We start from the raw sequence: 18,094 nt of genomic DNA on the forward strand, positions 1-18,094 counted from the left end.
TCGCTTGCGATTTTGTCAATCTTAATCGTTGTCATGAGAAATTGTTGTGTAGCATACACCATAATTTCATAGACATCATAAATCAACCTGTCTGCACATGTTAATAATATTATACATCATCCACTTTGCATCTGTAAATGCTACCATAATTTCAATCATTCCTTGGAATGTTGAAATTATAACTTCCGATAAAATCTTCGCTTACGTGTTCACTTAACTCGTGAACACCCGCTCAGAATCGGAAGTAATATTTCAATCATTCCTTAACTGCTTCTAAATTCTTTTGGGGTTACACCTTCCCATTTTTTAAATATATAGCTGAAATAGTGAGGATCGTTATACCCTACCCCATATGCTATTTCCGCAGCTCTTAATGATGTTGTTTTTAAAAGTTCCTTAGCTTTTTTGAGCCGTACCTTCGTCAGATATTCGGTAAAGGTCTCCCCCGCTTCTTGGCTAAACACAGAGCAAAAATGGTTAGGACTCATATTTACATATGATGCAACAGAATTTAATGACAGATTGGGATTATAAAAATAGTTGGTTATGAAATCCTTTGCCTTACCAATAATGTCTCTATACCTGTCATCCATTCTATTCTCTCTACATTCCAAAACCTTTCTAAGCACGCTTTCTATGAGTTCCTTAAATTTATCTATGGAATTAATAATGAGCAAATCATTTTGAAGCTGAACAGCTTCCGGCAATATTTTCTCTATATCCCACCCTAGCTCCTTGACAAATTTAGATGCATTTAACATGATATCAATATAAGAATAAAAAATGTATATCAGAGAGTTCATCCCTGACCTTTCCAAACAATTTACATAATCACCAACAAATTGCCTAATGTCCTTATATGAACCGTATTTCATAAAATCATTGATACTATTCATATCCAGCTTAACAAATTCTTTTAAGCCTAAATCAAGCTTTAGGTCATTTATTCCGAGTATTTTACCTTTCCCGTATATGTATTTGTATTTGTTTACAAAGTCTGCGTCTACATATGATTTTGCAATACCACCCAGCCGCTCCATCACACTTCCGATACTGATGGAAAGAGTACAATCCGTGTCTCTCTCTACTTCATTCATGATGGTTTCTGACAATTCATAGGCATAAGTGCCTAAATTTAATTCACCATCTCCTTTGATAATTAAAATTAGCTCACCCGCATTTCTTTTGAATTTGATTACCTGATGATTTCCCTTAAGGATTTTATCAACTACTTCCTCAAACTTCAAATATTCTCTATATTTGCAGTCATTCATATTCCAGACTTTCGTCTCAGCTTCCATGATTGTAACAAGATAATATTTAGAAATAATATTTATTTGGAAGTGCTCACATTTATCAACTATATCCTGAAGTGAAACCATACCCATTACAAGCTCGTTTAAAAACCGATCTCTAAGGACTACTGTATTATTTTGAAGCTGCTCTTTTAATTTTTCTGAGGTTTCTTCCTCTTTTTTTTCCTGCCCAATTTTAGCAGCAATTTTTTTTAGAACCTCCATCAATTCGGTGGCACACACCGGCTTTAGAAGAAATTCGGCAACACCGATACTGATAGCCTCTTTTGCATAATGAAACTCATCATGTCCTGTCAGGATGACTATTTTAACCCATGGCATCATTTTGTGTACCATTCTGCTTAGTTGCAGACCGTCCATGAAAGGCATCTTTATATCCGTTATCAAAACATCCGGTTTTACTTCCTGTATCAATGGCAGTGCCATTTCTCCATCAGGTGCTTCACCTGAAAACACAAAATTGATGTTTGCCCAGTTTATGCTGTCTCTCATACCCTCTCGAATTTCTATTTCGTCATCGACTAAGAATACCTTGTACATAAAACTCACACCTCCAATGGTATGGCAAATGATAACCGGGTCCCCTTATTTAGTTCACTTTTGATTCTAATACCATATTCATCGCCATAGTACAGCTTTATTCTTTTGTGCACATTATTTAATCCAAAACCGCTTTCTTTAAAAATCAGCTCTTTTGAATTACTTTCCAATTCAGCTACTACCTCCTTATAACGGCTCTCGGGCATACCTGCACCATTATCCATAACTTCAAATATTATTTTATGCCCTTTTCCCTTATACCCCCGGATGGTGATGGTTCCACCTTCCCTTTTGTTCTTGATTCCATGGTATAAAGAATTTTCCACCAAAGGTTGCAATGTAAGTTTCAAAATTTTATAGTCAAGAATATCATCGCTTACTTCAACGTTAAAATCTAATATATCCCTATATCTGATTTTCTGGATTGTCAAGTAACTTGTGATATGTGCAATTTCATCACGAATGGAAATCCAGTCCTTTCCCTTGCTAAGGGTTATTCTAAAAAAACTGGATAATGCTCTGACAATTTCTATTACCTGCTTGCTTTTATTTGCTTCTGCCATCCAAACGATTGTGTCCAGGGTATTGTAAAGAAAATGGGGGTTAATTTGTGCCTGCATCATTTTTAATTCTGTTTTTTTAAGGTTTTCCTGTTCCTCTTTATTTTTTTCCAGCAGCTCTTTAATCTTTTGAACCATGATATTAAAACTCATTCCCAGATGAGCTATTTCGTCAACACTCTTGCTTCTAACCCTCACATCAAGGTTTCCCTGTGCTACCGATTTTGTCATTTTATATAATTCTCTAATGGGTTTTGATATGCTGCCTGAAATCACCCATGCAGCAATTGTTGAGAATAATAGCACCAGACCTAAAACAATTAAATTGGTCAACACCCATCTTTTAATATTTTGATCTATTTCGGTTTTGATTGTCTCACTGCTAGAAATCTCATACAGAATGAATTCCTGAATGTTATCTTCTACAAGGGATGAAACACCTCTTATGTTTTCTAATACTTTCTCATTCTCTTTTACTGTTTTTTTATCCCGTATCTGCTTGCCCATTAAATCAACGTATTTTGTCAAAGTACTCATGGTGCGGAGTGTAACATCCAGTCGAACTCTATTCTCATGGGTTCTTACATTTTGCATAATTCTGTATATATTGTTGTTGATATCATTAATAATTTGATACTGCCTGCCCTTTTCAAACTTAATTTTGCCTGCCACAATATCCCACATTTCAGCATCAATCTGATTTTTTACAATTCCATTTAACCGATTGGCAGTAGTAATATTGGATACAATGGTATCATACTGCTCTCCATACTTTAGGGCACTGTATAATATGGCCACATTCAAAAGGCTCATCATGACGATGACAATGATAAAAGCTATGATAATTTTACTTCTCATTGAAAGCTTTACATCAATCATTAAATCAATAAGCTTATTCTTTCTAACCCAATGCTTTATCCTGCTTAAATACATACAGTTAATCCTCCTTCCCTGTTGCTGCAAGATCAGTATTTTCGGTTTGGCAATTCACTTTTTGCCATATCCTGAGAGAAAATTCCTTCATTGATGATAATCCTTTTGGGAAGAGAGTTTCCCTTCATGATGCTTTTCGCAGCCTTCATCAATTCAGGACCTTGAAGGGGATTACATTCTACGGTACAATTAATTTTTCCTTCAATCATAGCCTGGAATGCTGCCTTTACAGCATCTATGGAAATTATTATTATATCTTCTCCAGGCTTTAGGCCATATTCCTCTATAGCTTCAACTGCTCCCAAAGCCATATCGTCATTATGTGAATATACCACATGAATGCGGTTTCCTTCCGATTTTAAAAAGTTTTCCATTATCTCTTTGCCTTTTGATTTCATAAAATCCCCATACTTACATCCAATCATTTTTATGAATGTATTGGGTTTTATAATTTCCTCAAAGCCTTTGCTCCTCCCGTTTGTCGGTGATGAACCAAATGTGCCTCGAAGCTCAACAACATTTATACTCCCTTTAGTCTTCTTAACCTTTTCTAAAAGCCATCTGCCAGCTTTCCTTCCTTCTTCCTCAAAATCAGATCCTATATGGGTAACATATAAGGCCTTATCCTGTATATCAATTGCCCTATCCATAACTATGACAGGTATTCCTGCAATCTTTGCTTCGTTTAGCACGTCTTCCCAACCGTTTTCTACGATAGGCGAAAAAGCAATTATATCCACCTTTTGAGCTATAAATGAGCGGATAGCCTTAATCTGATTTTCCTGTTTTTGTTGTGCATTGGAAAATATCAACTTTATGCCTTCGGCTTGAGCTGCAGATTGAATGGACTCTGAGTTGGCGGTACGCCAGTCACTCTCTGCACCCACCTGGGAAAACCCTAAGACCACTTTATTTACCACTTTCTGATTCTGGGAATCATAGTTTTCTCTATAATAATTTTTTTGTGAACAAGAGGGTAATAAAAGTAATATGGCGATTATAATCATCACCAATTCCAAGAAAGTTTTCCTCATCTGCAAAGCTCCTTAACCTTTTTTGACTCCCTTCTGACAGTGAGTATTCGTTGTATAATAATGAACAGACAGAGTAATGCTGCTACTGAAATTCTGGTCCACCATGAATTGAGTGTACCGTCAAACATGATAAGGTTCTTTATAACACCCTGTGTCAGTGTACCAAACAACGCTCCAATAACATATCCCACTCCACCCGTTAATAGTGTACCGCCTATAACGGTTGCTGCAATTGCATCCAGTTCCATGCCCTGACCATGCAGAGAGTATCCTGAATGGATGTTGAAGGTAAATAATATGCCGGCAACTGCTGCACAAATTCCATTTATAGTATATACCAAAACTTTAGTTCTTGCTACAGGAAGTCCCATTAAGAGAGCTGACTGTTCATTCCCTCCAACTGCATAAACTGCCCGGCCAAACTTTGTATAATGAGCTATAAATATAGCTATTCCCAATGTAAGAAGAGCTATCACAACTCCAATTCTTATAAAGCTGTCTCCCGCCATATAAATCTTATAATTCGATATATCATTATAAACTTTATTTGTAATATTTATGGTTTCAATACTGATAAATGCAGCAGCTCCTCTTCCAAAAAACAGTCCTGCAAGAGTCACAATAAAAGGCTGAATCTTAAAGAAGTGTATAAGACACCCTTGTACCAATCCATACAAAGCTCCAAGAACAATCATTAAAAACATCACTAAAAATGGATTTAATTTAGAAACTTCAACCAGGTAAGCGGATGCCATACAAACAAGACATAATATTGACCCCACTGAGATATCGATACCACCTATTAAGAGAACAAATGTCATACCTACGGCTAAAACAATCAGGTAAGAATTATCTATAAAAAGATTAAAAAATACCTGCAAAGAAAAAAAGGAGGGATACTTTAAAGAGCCGATACTAAATAACAGCACAAACAAAAGGATATTTATCAACATAGGTACAAATTTAGAATTAAACTGCAGCTTTTTCACTATGCCCACTCCTTTCTCCAATGAATAATCCCATAATTTTATTGCGGAATTCTGCTGACTGTATGAGGCATATCAGTATAACAACGATGGCCTTAATCAGAGGCAGTACCTGTGAGGAAACTCCCAAAGCATAAAGTGTGGTGGTTATACTCTGTACAATCAATGCTCCTATAAGACTTGCTCCGATGGAAAATCTTCCTCCGCATGTGGAATTTCCCCCTAATGCAACAGAAAGAATAGCATCAAGTTCATAAGCATCCCCCGCATTATTTCCGTCTGCAGCTTTTATCATAGAACTGATAATAAGTCCCGATATACCTGCACAGAAGCCGCAGAATGCATACACTAAAAACTTGATCTTTACTACATTAATGCCTGAAAATCTACTACCTGTGGAGTTAACCCCAATGGACTCAATCAATAGTCCCAGTGCAGTTTTTTTGATAACTATGATGGTAAGTACCAGCACAGCTGCAAAAATCACAATAGAAAATGGGACAGGCAAGCCTGGTAGAAATCCTCCCAGATACGCAAAAGGTTTATAGTACACTGTGACAATCTGACCACCGGTTATCATCTGTGCAATTCCTCTACCTGCCACATATAGGATGAGGGTAGCAACTACAGGCTGTATACCCAGTTTTGCCACTAAAAATCCATTCCAAGCCCCAGCTATGGTAGCAGCAACCAGTGCAACCACAATTGCTACTATGAATGGAAAATTAGGAACACCGTTAAAATTACCGCCCAGTACCACACAGACAGCTGCACCTGAAATAGCTGCCACAGTTCCCACTGAAAGGTCAGTTCCACCTGTTGCAATAACCAGAGTCATTCCAATTGCCATTATCATAAGAGGTGCCGCCCGGTTTAAAATATCTATGATTCTTCCAAATAAATATCCATCCTTATACTCAATTTTCAGAAAGTCATTTACGAATATGATATTGAATATGACGATTAAAGAAAGTGCCACTAAAGGCCAGAATAATCTATTGCCATATACTTTTTTAAGTATATCCCACATTCCTTTACCCCCCTGCTATGGTTTGCATAACATAATGCTCATTGATATCTTCACCTGTGATTTCAGCTACTTTGCATCTATCTCTGTACACTGCCATTCTGCTGCAAGTCCGAAGTTCTTCATCCAAATCGGAGGAGATGAATAAAACGGATAAACCTTTTTCCGCCAATTCCAATATCAGCTTTTGTATCTCCATCTTTGTCCCTATATCAATCCCCCTTGTAGGTTCATCCAGGATTAAAAGCTCCGGCTCAGTTGCCAGCCATCTTGCAAGTATGACCTTCTGCTGATTACCCCCACTTAAGTTTTTTATCAGCTGCTCAGGTCCTGCAGTTTTGATATTAAGGAGCCTAATGTACTTATCTGCCAGCTCCTCCTGCTCTTTTCTGCTCAAATTTTTTAAAATTCCTTTCTTTGCCTGTAATGCCAGTATTATATTTTCTCTCACCGAAAGATCTCCAATGATTCCTTCGGTTTTTCTGTTTTCAGGACAACATGCAATCCCAAATTTCATTGCATCCAATGGGGATGATAAATTTACCTTTTGATCATAAATATACATTTCACCACTGTCTGCTTTATCTACTCCAAAAATGAGTCTGGCTGTCTCTGTCCTCCCTGAACCTAAAAGTCCAACAAGTCCAAGGACTTCACCTTTTTTGATTTCCAGGTCAAAGGGGTTGATGGTACCCGAGCGGCCATATCCTTTTGTGCTAATAAATGTAACTTGGTTATTTGACTCGTTTTTTTTGTCTTTTTTGCTGAAATTCGAAAGGTCGTCAAAATCCTTTCCAATCATCCTGGCGACCAACTGAAGTCTATTAAGATCCTTGGTTTCATATTCTCCTACCAATTCACCATTTCGTAATACGGTTATTCGATCGGATACTTCGTAAACCTGATCTAAAAAATGGGTTACAAAAATAATCCCCAGTCCTTCCCTTTTCAGTTTATTCATAACTTCAAAGAGCTTTTTAACCTCATTTCTATCAAGGCTTGATGTTGGTTCATCCAGTATCAGTATTTTTGCAGAAACATCCAATGCTCTTGATATAGCAACCATCTGTTGTATGGCTACTGAATAATTATCCAGCGTTTTTGTCACATCAATACTGACATTAAGCCTTCTTAACCCATCTTCCGCTCTCCTGTTCATGGTTTTCCAATCTATCCTGCCCATTTTCATTGGTTCACGGCCAATAAATATATTCTCAGCCACCGAAAGGTTTGGACACAAATTAACTTCCTGATAAACTGTACTAATTCCTACAGCCTGTGCGTCAAGCGGTGTTTTCGGAGATATCCTTCTGCCGTCTAAAATGATATCTCCGCTGTCCGGCTTTTCTACGCCTGTCAATACTTTAATTAATGTAGACTTCCCGGCACCGTTCTCACCCATGAGTGCGTGTATCTCACCTTTTCGGAGCCAAAACTCAACATTTTGCAATGCCTTTACACCCGGAAAGGTTTTACAAATCCTTTGCATTTCAAGAACTGGACTATCTTTAATCATTATCCACCTCTCCCCTCTAAAAAATCATGAAATGATTTTTTACAACCTTGGTCGTTATCGTGAGAAATTGTGGTGTTGAATACACCATAATTTCCTAGATCTTAACGAATTTTCACCTAAAGAAAACCCACTCCTGTGGTCCTTTGCACGATCAAAAAATAACTTCCGCTATAAATTTCGCTCATGTGTTGACTTAGCTCGTCAACACCCAGGATGCATGGCGAGCAGTTTAGCGAAGCTAAACGACCAGCCGCGTAGAAAGCGGAAGTAATTTTTTAATCATACCTTAATAACTTTACAAGGAGTGGTTTTTCATTATATAGGAGGTACCTTAATTAATACTGGCGGCTAGATAAAGCAGCTTTTGCTTCTTCCATTGGAAACAACTTTTCTTCTGCATATTTAAGCTTCGGAACTTCTTTACCGGCTTCCAGGTCTTGAATGGTTTGTACAAGTACAGGTCCTGTAAGTGGCGAACATTCTTGAACAGCATTGAGTTTACCTGCTATCATTGCTTCAAATGCACCTTTTACACCATCGATGGAAACAATTTTGATATCTATTCCAGGTTTCAAACCAGCAGCTTCCATAGCTGAAATCGCACCAAGTGCCATGTCGTCATTATGTGCAAACACAAGATCAATATTGCCCTTATCGGATTTTAGCCAGGACTCCATAACTTCTTGGCCTTTAGCACGGGTGAAATTACCGGTTTGTGATTTTATAGTCTTGAATTTTGTGTCTTTCATTGTATCTGCCCAAGCAGATCCACGATCAACAGCGGCTCCGGATCCAACTGTTCCTTCCAACTGATACACGTTTACAGTTGCCTTATCTTTAAAACCTAGCTTTTCTTGATTGTCTTTTACCCACTGTGCAAGTTGTTTACCTTCTTTATAAAAATCTTCCCCTACACGTGTAATCCAATATTTGTCACTACCATCAGCTGTTTTAATCGATCTGTCAACCAGTATAAGCGGAATTTTCGAATCTTCAATTTCTTTTAATATTGTATCCCATCCTGTTTCAACAATAGGTGCCAATGCAATATAATCAACTTTTTGAGCAATAAAGGATCTTATTGCTGATATCTGATTCTCCTGTTTTTGCTGAGCATCTGAGAATTGAAGCTTAAATCCAGCTCCTTCACAAGCATCTTTAATTGACTTGGAGTTAGCTGTACGCCATTCACTTTCAGCACCTATCTGTGCAAAACCAACTACCACCTGCTTTGAAGTTTTTTTATCATCAGATGCCTCAGCAGAAACACCTGGGCTTGTGGTAGAAGTATCAGTAGTTTTACCACAAGCTACCATTGAAATAGTCATCAATGCACAAATACCCAAGCTAATGATTTTAAAAAATTTCATATTAATCCCCCTTAAAATATTTTTTGTTGGTGGATCATGTTAAAGAATAACTTCCCTTATATGCTCGTTTTCGAGTCCACTTAATTTCGTAAACTCACACTCACAACGGGAAGTAATTCTTTAATCATGCCTAATTAAATTCATACATTTGTAATGAACTTAACATTACACAACTGATATATTTATTATATGGAGATAGAAAATTTTATAAAATGGACTTTCTTTTGGTACTTGTTTGAAAATTTAATCAAATGAATTCCTTTCATAAATATATGGGCAAAATTTTATGATTTTATTATGATTTTTTTGGAAATGCTGGCTTACTATTATACAACTGTATTGAATTTAGCTGCAATCATAATTACATCCGACATATTTACAACTCCATCTTTATTCAAGTCGCATGTTTCAACATATCTGGCATCACCACGGATTGAATTAAATACAATCGCTAACATAATTACATCTCCCATGTTTATAGCACCGTCAAGGTTTACATCAAGACTGTTTTTAACAGGTGTATTGGTTGGTGTATTAGTTGGTGTGTTGGTTGGTGTATTAGTTGGTGTGTTGGTTGGTGTGTTGGTTGGTGTGTTGGTTGGTGTATTAGTTGGTGTATCTTTAAACAAATCTGGTAATATGTTATAAATGTACTGATTAACATAACCCCACCAATGTGTACCACCACTAGCCACCATAAAATAGAAGTTTCCTTCTATTGGATCGTTTGAATATATGAAAGTATCTGTTAATTTTTTCAGTTCATCCATCTGAGGTTTCATATTGGGATATGCAATATCTTCACTGCCTGTAGCACAGAACAACTTATAGTCATGTGGCGCTTTATAACCGTATTTCTTTGGAATACTTGCCAGATACTCTGCTGTTTTTGCGGCCCCAGTAGTTCCGGCACCCCCAGTTAATGCCCAACAGTCACCGCTATACGGCATATAATATTTGATATATTCAAGGCAGTTAATATATGTGTACCAGGTACATACCGAACCCATTGAGAATCCGCCAAATGCCCTGTGATCTCTGGAAGCCTTCATATCCTCAGTACTTTTTGATGCTAAATATGTATTATATTTGGTTTCAACCAATGGAATAATTGTTTTGCTCAATTCCTGATGGAAAGTCGCCACATCATTATTACCCTTGTAAAATGAAGGTGTAACAAATATAGCTGGTGCAATATCTCCCTTTGCAATCATGTTATCGATTATTACCTTTAATTCCTTGTTCTGACCTGGTCCGCCGAATAATAATGTCTCATCTTCACCGCCACCATGCATCAGATATACAACGTTATACTTTTTAGAAGTATCAGACTGGTTATATCCGTTAGGAAGATAGACGTAAAAATTCTTAGTAGCACTACCCCAAGTGTAACTTAACCTTTCAATAGTACCTTGCTTTGAACTAACCGACTTGTACTCATTCGGAAGTGGTCTATAAATTTTCTCACCTGCTGCAAATACCGATAGATTAATAGTAGCTACCATGCTGAAAACCATGATGCCCGACAGAATAAAACTCAACCCCTTTTTTAAACCTTTTTTTAAAAACACTATAAATCCCCCTTTAAAATTATTAAATTAAGTTATTACTTACAAATCCTTATTACCAAGGCACGATATAAATATATTTTCCACTATAATTGTGCCCTTCCTTTGTGGATGAAAAAAAATCTGCACAAAAATGGAAAGAATATTTTACTTTCATCATCTAGAGCCCCCCCTTTTCTTATAAATTTAATACTACAGTGTCGAATTTAGCTGCAATCATCATTATATAGGACATATTTACCGCTCTATCTTTATTTAGATCCAGTGCATCAACATATCTGGAATCGCCATTGACTGAATTAAATACATTATAACATCCTTTGCAGTCTTCACTCTTTTCTTCTTTGATCCCTTTCCTTTAAATTCTTGATTGTCTTAAAATATAGTTTTACAGGTTATTATATTTCAAATTTCTTTCTTCGAATATTATAGCTTCCATGACATACCTACATGAAATTTATTCTTCATTGTAAATTAAACTTTTCTCCATGCCCGGGCATTTTTGTTTAAATAACAGTATTGAATTTTGCAGCTAAAATTATAACATCAGCTATATTTATTGCTCCGTCTCCGTTCAAATCACGGGCTTCAACATATTTAGGGTCTTCTCTGACCATATTAAATGATGTCGCCAGAAGTATTACATCCGTCATGTTTATTACACCGTCTTTGTTCAAATCTTCTTTAAGAACAGTATTTGTAGTAATAGTGGCAGTAGTAGTGGCAGTGGTGGTAATTGTTGATGCATTCGAACCGATCTGAAGTATATATGCCTCCAGTTGGTCGAGCTGCTTGCTTGTAAGATGCGATGTTTTTCCATGCCTGTCACCCTCATTTTTCGTTGTCAATACTTCACGTATTGTTGCCGCTGATCCGTCATGCAGATAGGGAGCTGTCCTCCACATTTCCAATAGAGTGGGAGTATAGTACATTCCGTCGGGATCAAGTATGTCCTTTGTACCTACATCATAAGCCTCTAAATCAGTATAGAATGGTCCTGAATGGCAGCTTGAGCACTGAGTTTCACTGCTTTCAAAGATAGCCTTACCGAGAGCAGCATCAGTAGTCATAGTGCCATCCTTATTTGCATATGGATTTGGTTCGGAAGACAGGCTTTTGATATAAGCTGCAACATCATCTAGTTCCTGCTGGGTCGGTTCTTTAAACTTAATGAACCTGAAACCGGCTTTTATTCCAACATCTGCATCGGTCCTTACGCCACGCCACATTGCCGGAGGTGTATCAAAAATATTAAGCATCGATTTTGTGTTTTTGGTATTGCCTATGCCGTCATTGGGCATATCCCAATCAAGTCCGTCGGCTCTGCCTTCAGGATGGCAGGAAGCACAACTGAGCCATTTCTGAGTAGTTGTTGATGCATCGTGGAATGTGCGTTCTCCTCTTCTTACCGGATTTTCTGCAGGTTGAGTTCCAAGTTTTATAGTGCTTTGAAGTTTATCTTCCGCTGCATTTATAAAATAGACTTCGCCTGAAAAATATGCTGCAACCGCTATATTTTTACCATCAGGAGAGATCGAGATTCCCCTTGGTCCCTGTCCGGACAAATCTATCTTTTTTAATATACTGGCTCCCCACAAAGCTCCAAGGTCATATTTTAAATTATCTCTTTTGGCAGGGTCAGCTTTAATCTGAAACCATATATCGGAATAAGGCTTGTCATAACCTGACTTTGAGCGGTACAACAAGGAGTAGTTACTGTTTGGCGAACCTGTAGCACCTCCTTTTAATATTTTCCATTGCTGACTAAGCCCTGTACTACTGCTGTTTGTCACAATACCAGCATTATTATTACGGGAGGCACCACTTACATCCATATACTTCTGGCTGGATTTGATCTGAAGCTTATAATAACCCTCACCTGTATCAATTAATTTCCATTTCTGATTATCGGAATTACTCTGATCCCATTCAACAACAGGAGAATTGTCGACACTAGCACCAGCATTATCCAGTGCCTTGTTTGTACCTCTGTTGATAATGGAATAATATCCGTCACTATTAGTGATAATCCTATACTGCTGGTTGTTATTACCGTTATCATCCCATTGGACCAACTGTGTATTGTTGGCAGAATTACCCCCAGGCACGTCCAATGCCTTCCCACTATTTCTATTTATCAATTTATAATAGCTGTTAGAGTCGAATTGAGTAACAGGTTCATTGGATCCACCATTTATATTTCCAGCCAAAAGCTGATGAAGTCTGTTCAGATCGATTTTAAGCACCTGGTGAGTGCCTGATAAGCTAACCCACATGGTTTTACTGTCGGGTGATATCGTCAGCCCCCATGGATCTGCCGCTCCCTCTGTTATCCTGTCCAAAATAAAAGTTGTGTATATATTTTTCTTTGCTACATCAATTATTGTAACTGCATTTGTCATAACCCAGCCTTTTGTTATTTGAGTAGTTGGAAGTGATGTCTTTCCAAAGGTGTGAAGAACATATGCCCACTTTCCATCTGGAGAACATTTTATTCCTCTGACATTGGATGATCCCTGAGGCAGCATGATATTAGCTTCTTCCAGCTTGGTATCTATATCAACAAATGTAACTGATGCCGCATATTTAGGAGCAGATGCATTTCCAGATGGCAATGCATGACCAACTATGGCATATTTCCCATCTACTGTACCATCCATAAAATATGGGTAGTCCTTTACTGAGATGTCCTTTTCTACACTCCCTGAAGATAAATCAACAACAGATACTTTTCTAAGTCCATAATCCGACACAACAAGCTTACCTGCTATCAATGCAGCTCCCAGGGGTTTTGAGCCGGTTGAAAACCTTCTTGTCACAGATCCTGTAAAAGGTTCTACCTCAGCAACAGTTCCGGCACCGTATTCACACACGTATACATATTTATTACCGTTCCATGTAAGAGCTTTTGGCTGTCCGTTCAATGGAACAACTTTTTGTATCGAACCATCCGATGCCTTAATAATTTGCAACTGGGATTTGGTGGAATCCGATACCGCAATCATGCTGCCATCAGACGAATATGCTGTATCAAATGGGGAAAAGTATATGTTGTCGATTGAATATCCATTCCAACCTTCCTGAAATATGAAACTTCCCAAAGTAACAGTTATTGCGATACACAGAACCATCGGTATAAGTTTTTTTAGTACGTTTCGATCCATTTTTAACACTCCTATCCTTCGTTATTTTTCATTAATGCCTTAATTTAGAGATGGCTCTACCTGTTCTCCTCTTAACTGTGCATCGACATTTTTGTAGTCTCCAAAGAACGGTGCAATTCCTGAATCCAGCCATACTATAAATGAGTGAAGCTCACTCTGCGTAAGAGTTCCATGTCCGGTCTTCAGCTTGTTATAGAGCCTCGATGCTCTGGCACCAAATTTTCCGGGTTCTGTTCTTGGGTAGACCTTATTCCAGTCTGCTCCCGGATACATAGCGTCAATTAATGCAACATAGGGCTTCAAATTTTTATAGGAGCTAAACCATTTGGTTTGTGCATCTGTAGTACCCTTTCTAAGGTCAGGTACCTGGGAACCGTTGTGACATGATATACATTTTTTGTCCAGGATTGGCTGGATAAGTCTTGGAAAACTCACAGGCCTTGCTCCCTGTGAAGGATCTGGAGCTATTTTCGAAGGCTCTCTTCTTAATGCAAGTGGTACACTTTCCGGGTTCACTGCTGCCTGGCGGCCCGGTTCATGGCAACCTTGACAGTATAACTTTGTTTGACCCGGAACAAGGAATGTATCGGATTTCATTGTCTGAACTGCTGTTCCATCCTGGTCAACAGCCTGGAAGAAAACAGCTCTTCCTGGAGGTAAATAGAACGAGGCACTTCCATCGGACTCAACAGGTACTGAACCTAATAGACCTCTTGTATTTCTCCCGGCCCATATACTCTCTGTACTTTCATAACTTATCATGGGATCTGTGGCCATAGTTGTGGTCTTTGGATAAACCTGCCATATACGCAGTTCTTTTATCTTTGTACCTGATGGAAGCGGAAGCAGTGAATTGTAAACATTCATAACCGATACAACTCCGTCTTGAGCTTGTCCGGTTGGCTTTGCCGTTCCTGGAATAATATTAGGCACCTTACGTGGACGAAGAGGCATGGGGCCATAGCAGGAAAAGTTGGGATCACTGTATAACAAAGATTTGTTTCCCTTTGTATCTATTGCATATATGCCATAACGCTTGTTGCCGCCATTAGTGTTGGCATTGGGATCATATACACACAAAAAATAGTCCTCACTAAGGGGATATGGGGTTGCATATTTCTGGTCAGTGGTTGTTCCTGTTTCACTTTCAGGATATTTGGCATCGGGTGTAATTTTTGTAATGGTGGACAGATTGTCATCATCCTCAACATCCGGGTCAATTACAATGAGAGCACCGTAGTTCTGAGCATGATGGGGAGCCGCCGTTCCCACATACTTGTTGGAATTTGGTATAGCCCTTAGCTGCATCTGAGTAAGAGGCAAATTGGTCCACCAACTCGGCCCCGAGTTTGGATAATTCAAGGTAACAGCTCTTGCATCAAGACCATCAGGATTAGTTATCCATGCAGAATGAGCATGATTAGCTCCTCTATCCACATAGTCCCAACGGGTATATATAATCATACCGTTGTTGTCCACACTTGGACTCCATTCATTTGTTTCATGGTAACTTATACATCTGATGTCGCTTCCATCGGCATTCATAGTGTGAAGATTAAAGGTAGGAACAATACGCTGATGACAACGTCCATATCCTCCCCTTCTCTCCGATATGAAAATAATCCTTCCGTCGGGAAGCCAGCGGGGGTCAAAATCGTTATAAGCCCCGTCAGTCAACTGGGTAAGTTTTGTCCCGTCCACATTCACCTTGAAGATATGGTAGGTAGTGTTCTGATTCCAAACCCCATATGAGTTTTGTGCATCTGTATAAGAAAATACAATCTGTTTTGCATCATAGCTTAAATCAAAAGAGTAAAAAGCACCTCCAGTAAGCTTCTTTCCTGCGTAACGTCCGTTTGTACAAATTGAATTAGCTAAAACGTCGGTTACTGTAGGATTACCTGAAAAAGCATTATTCAATATATACAATCCGCCGCCTTTAACGGCATTAAATCCGAAGCTCCCGTCAATCATGTGGTTCTCAATGCCTGGAAATGAATATGGTTGATGCTTGGTAAAAACAATTTTATCAAATGCAAATTCCGGTTTGGTAAAATCGATACTCGCCGACAGGGTTGTAAAAGTCTGCGTAGACAGGAAAATCCCTGTTACTATTATAATCACTGTGACCCTGTAAAAGAATTTTGATACTTTCCCCATAATAACCCTCCTTATGTATTCTATTTATAGATAAATTTCCTTTCGCTTAAAAAGGTACTCTAATAATGCACCTACAATCAGCAAAAGGCCTCCGATCCATACAAGGCTCACCCATCTTAAAACCATGACTTTTATTAAAATTCTGTCGTTTTCATCCATCCCTTCAAAAATGATATAAAGGTCTTCCCATATTCCAGCTTTTACTATTGCACGGGAGTGGGTTATATTCTTTTTTTGATAATAAGAAAGCTCAGGCTTTAATTGAAGCCTGCCTTTAGGCCCGCTGACCCCAATAACTGCAACAGCTGTTGTTTTGCCCAATTCTTCCTTCCAGTACAAATTCCTGTATTTGACGCTGTATTCGTGAATTTCCAAAGTGTTGTTTTTATCCAGCATTTTTTCACTGCTGTAAAATATTCCCCGGGAGCCTGTAAATCCCAGAGCCATAAGGAGTAGTGCAAAATGTAAAATTATAAATGATACATACCTGGGATTAGATAGGATTTTCTTTTGATTTCTAATAAGCTCTATGGCAAAATTGACTGCAAGCATTGCACAAACAGCCAAAGATGCCATTGTAAGATATCCGTAATTGGAAAACACAATCATCACAATTAGTGCTGTAATACCTATAACTGCACCAGGGATCAGGAGTATCCTCCTGCCTGAAAACAAACCTGGGCAAACTGCAAGGCATAAAAGCACCAAAAGTCCAAAGATTCCAAAACTGTAATCATAAAACGCAGCCGACGTTACCGAAGCATCCTTGAAAAACAACCCTCCAAACAAGGGAAAGGCGGTTCCTCCAAAAATCAGAACAGCTATTATTACACATAAGGCTGTGAACAGATTTACAGGCTTTATAAGAGAGTAAAACACTTTTTTAAGCCTGGATCCTCTATCCTCAGTATCACCTTCCAAACCTTCCCTATGTAACCTTTTAATTCTGTAGTATGTGAAAACAATTAATACAGCCAGGACTATTAAAACTCCTCCAAAAACAATGGTTACACCCTGACTGCTGTAAGCATGTACCGATTTTAACAAGCCGCTCCTTGCAAAGAATGTTCCCACAAGTATTGTGAATGCCGTCATGGTTATCAGCATAAAATTAACCCTTTGTCTGCCGTATCCATGGTCTTTTCCCCTGATACCATGCAAAAAAGCTGTAGCAAACAGCCAGTTTACCAGGGATGAGTTCTCAATGGGATCCCATGCCCAGTAACCACCCCAGCCAAGCTCGGTATATGCCCATAACCCACCAGAAACAATTCCGGCAGTAAGAAGTATCCATCCCCATATTGCCCATTTCCATATAACAAAGCCATTTGATGAGTTTTTTTCCTTAAGGTCAAAAAGCTGGTAACAAAAAGCTATAAAGAAAAAAGAAAAAGCTACTATGATAACAGGAGGATGAAATACCATCCCAATACTCTGGAGTGCTGGGTTAAGGCCAAAACCATCTGTTTGCTCAGATACATGCTTAAATGGATTGTTTATAAAGGTTACAACAAACATAAAAAGCGTCATGACAAAGATAATGGTGCCAAATACCGTTTTGGTAGAGCTTTTATCCATACTTTTCATGTAGACAATAATAAGTAAAACTGCAAATACCGAGGTCCAAAACAGCATTGAACCTGCACTTCCAGACCAAAAAGCTGAAATTTTATAAATTATCGGAAGTGATTTTTCCGTATTGTGATATACATATTCAATGGAGTAAACTCCCTTTACCAGAGAATAAACCAAAAGAATAGAAGATACCAAAACCCCCAGACATGAAACTAATCCCATAAGTATTCCAAGGTTTTTTCTTACTTCTGTTTCCTTTTTAAAAACTATAAGGATAAATGATATAAAGCCGCTTGCAAATGCAAAGCGTAATATCCATGTCCCCAATAAATCCATATAAACCCC

Annotated in this window: 11 protein-coding genes; all 11 read right to left on the reverse strand. The window is 38.3% G+C overall.

Annotated elements, in window-relative coordinates; all coding sequences use genetic code 11:
• Positions 1–263: 263 nt before the first annotated feature.
• On the reverse strand, positions 264–1,856 hold the full coding sequence (locus Bccel_RS14940) for a response regulator transcription factor (RefSeq protein ID WP_036941995.1): 1,593 nt from the start codon (positions 1,854–1,856) through the stop codon (positions 264–266).
• Between the two features lie 5 nt (positions 1,857–1,861).
• On the reverse strand, positions 1,862–3,349 hold the full coding sequence (locus Bccel_RS14945) for a sensor histidine kinase (protein WP_050753497.1): 1,488 nt from the start codon (positions 3,347–3,349) through the stop codon (positions 1,862–1,864).
• A gap of 32 nt (positions 3,350–3,381) precedes the next feature.
• Positions 3,382–4,383 (reverse strand): ABC transporter substrate-binding protein, encoded by a 1,002-nt coding sequence (locus tag Bccel_RS14950; RefSeq protein ID WP_201781964.1) that lies wholly within the window; start codon positions 4,381–4,383, stop codon positions 3,382–3,384.
• Positions 4,380–5,372 (reverse strand): galactofuranose ABC transporter, permease protein YjfF, encoded by a 993-nt coding sequence (yjfF, locus tag Bccel_RS14955; RefSeq protein ID WP_036941999.1) that lies wholly within the window; start codon positions 5,370–5,372, stop codon positions 4,380–4,382. The genes Bccel_RS14950 and yjfF overlap by 4 nt, the downstream gene beginning before the upstream one ends.
• A complete protein-coding gene (locus Bccel_RS14960; protein ID WP_050753498.1) occupies positions 5,353–6,399 on the reverse strand; it encodes an ABC transporter permease in 1,047 nt (348 codons plus the stop codon). The genes yjfF and Bccel_RS14960 overlap by 20 nt, the downstream gene beginning before the upstream one ends.
• A 4-nt stretch (positions 6,400–6,403) precedes the next feature.
• Positions 6,404–7,912 carry a sugar ABC transporter ATP-binding protein gene (locus Bccel_RS14965; RefSeq protein WP_036942001.1) on the reverse strand — a complete coding sequence of 503 codons (1,509 nt, stop codon included), beginning with the start codon at positions 7,910–7,912 and terminating at the stop codon, positions 6,404–6,406.
• A gap of 335 nt (positions 7,913–8,247) precedes the next feature.
• The gene (locus Bccel_RS14970; protein WP_081926928.1) at positions 8,248–9,282 is read right to left on the reverse strand and encodes an ABC transporter substrate-binding protein; all 1,035 of its coding nucleotides are present in this window, start codon (positions 9,280–9,282) and stop codon (positions 8,248–8,250) included.
• A 326-nt stretch (positions 9,283–9,608) separates the two neighbouring features.
• A complete protein-coding gene (locus tag Bccel_RS14975; RefSeq protein WP_160317725.1) occupies positions 9,609–10,853 on the reverse strand; it encodes a dockerin type I domain-containing protein in 1,245 nt (414 codons plus the stop codon).
• A gap of 503 nt (positions 10,854–11,356) precedes the next feature.
• On the reverse strand, positions 11,357–14,014 hold the full coding sequence (locus Bccel_RS14980) for an RICIN domain-containing protein (protein ID WP_036942003.1): 2,658 nt from the start codon (positions 14,012–14,014) through the stop codon (positions 11,357–11,359).
• A gap of 39 nt (positions 14,015–14,053) precedes the next feature.
• Positions 14,054–16,174 carry an HzsA-related protein gene (locus Bccel_RS14985; protein WP_036942004.1) on the reverse strand — a complete coding sequence of 707 codons (2,121 nt, stop codon included), beginning with the start codon at positions 16,172–16,174 and terminating at the stop codon, positions 14,054–14,056.
• A gap of 24 nt (positions 16,175–16,198) precedes the next feature.
• The gene (ccsA, locus tag Bccel_RS14990; RefSeq protein ID WP_036942006.1) at positions 16,199–18,085 is read right to left on the reverse strand and encodes a cytochrome c biogenesis protein CcsA; all 1,887 of its coding nucleotides are present in this window, start codon (positions 18,083–18,085) and stop codon (positions 16,199–16,201) included.
• Positions 18,086–18,094 lie beyond the last annotated feature (9 nt).

This window comes from Pseudobacteroides cellulosolvens ATCC 35603 = DSM 2933, from assembly GCF_001262605.1.
GTDB lineage: Bacteria > Bacillota > Clostridia > Acetivibrionales > DSM-2933 > Pseudobacteroides > Pseudobacteroides cellulosolvens.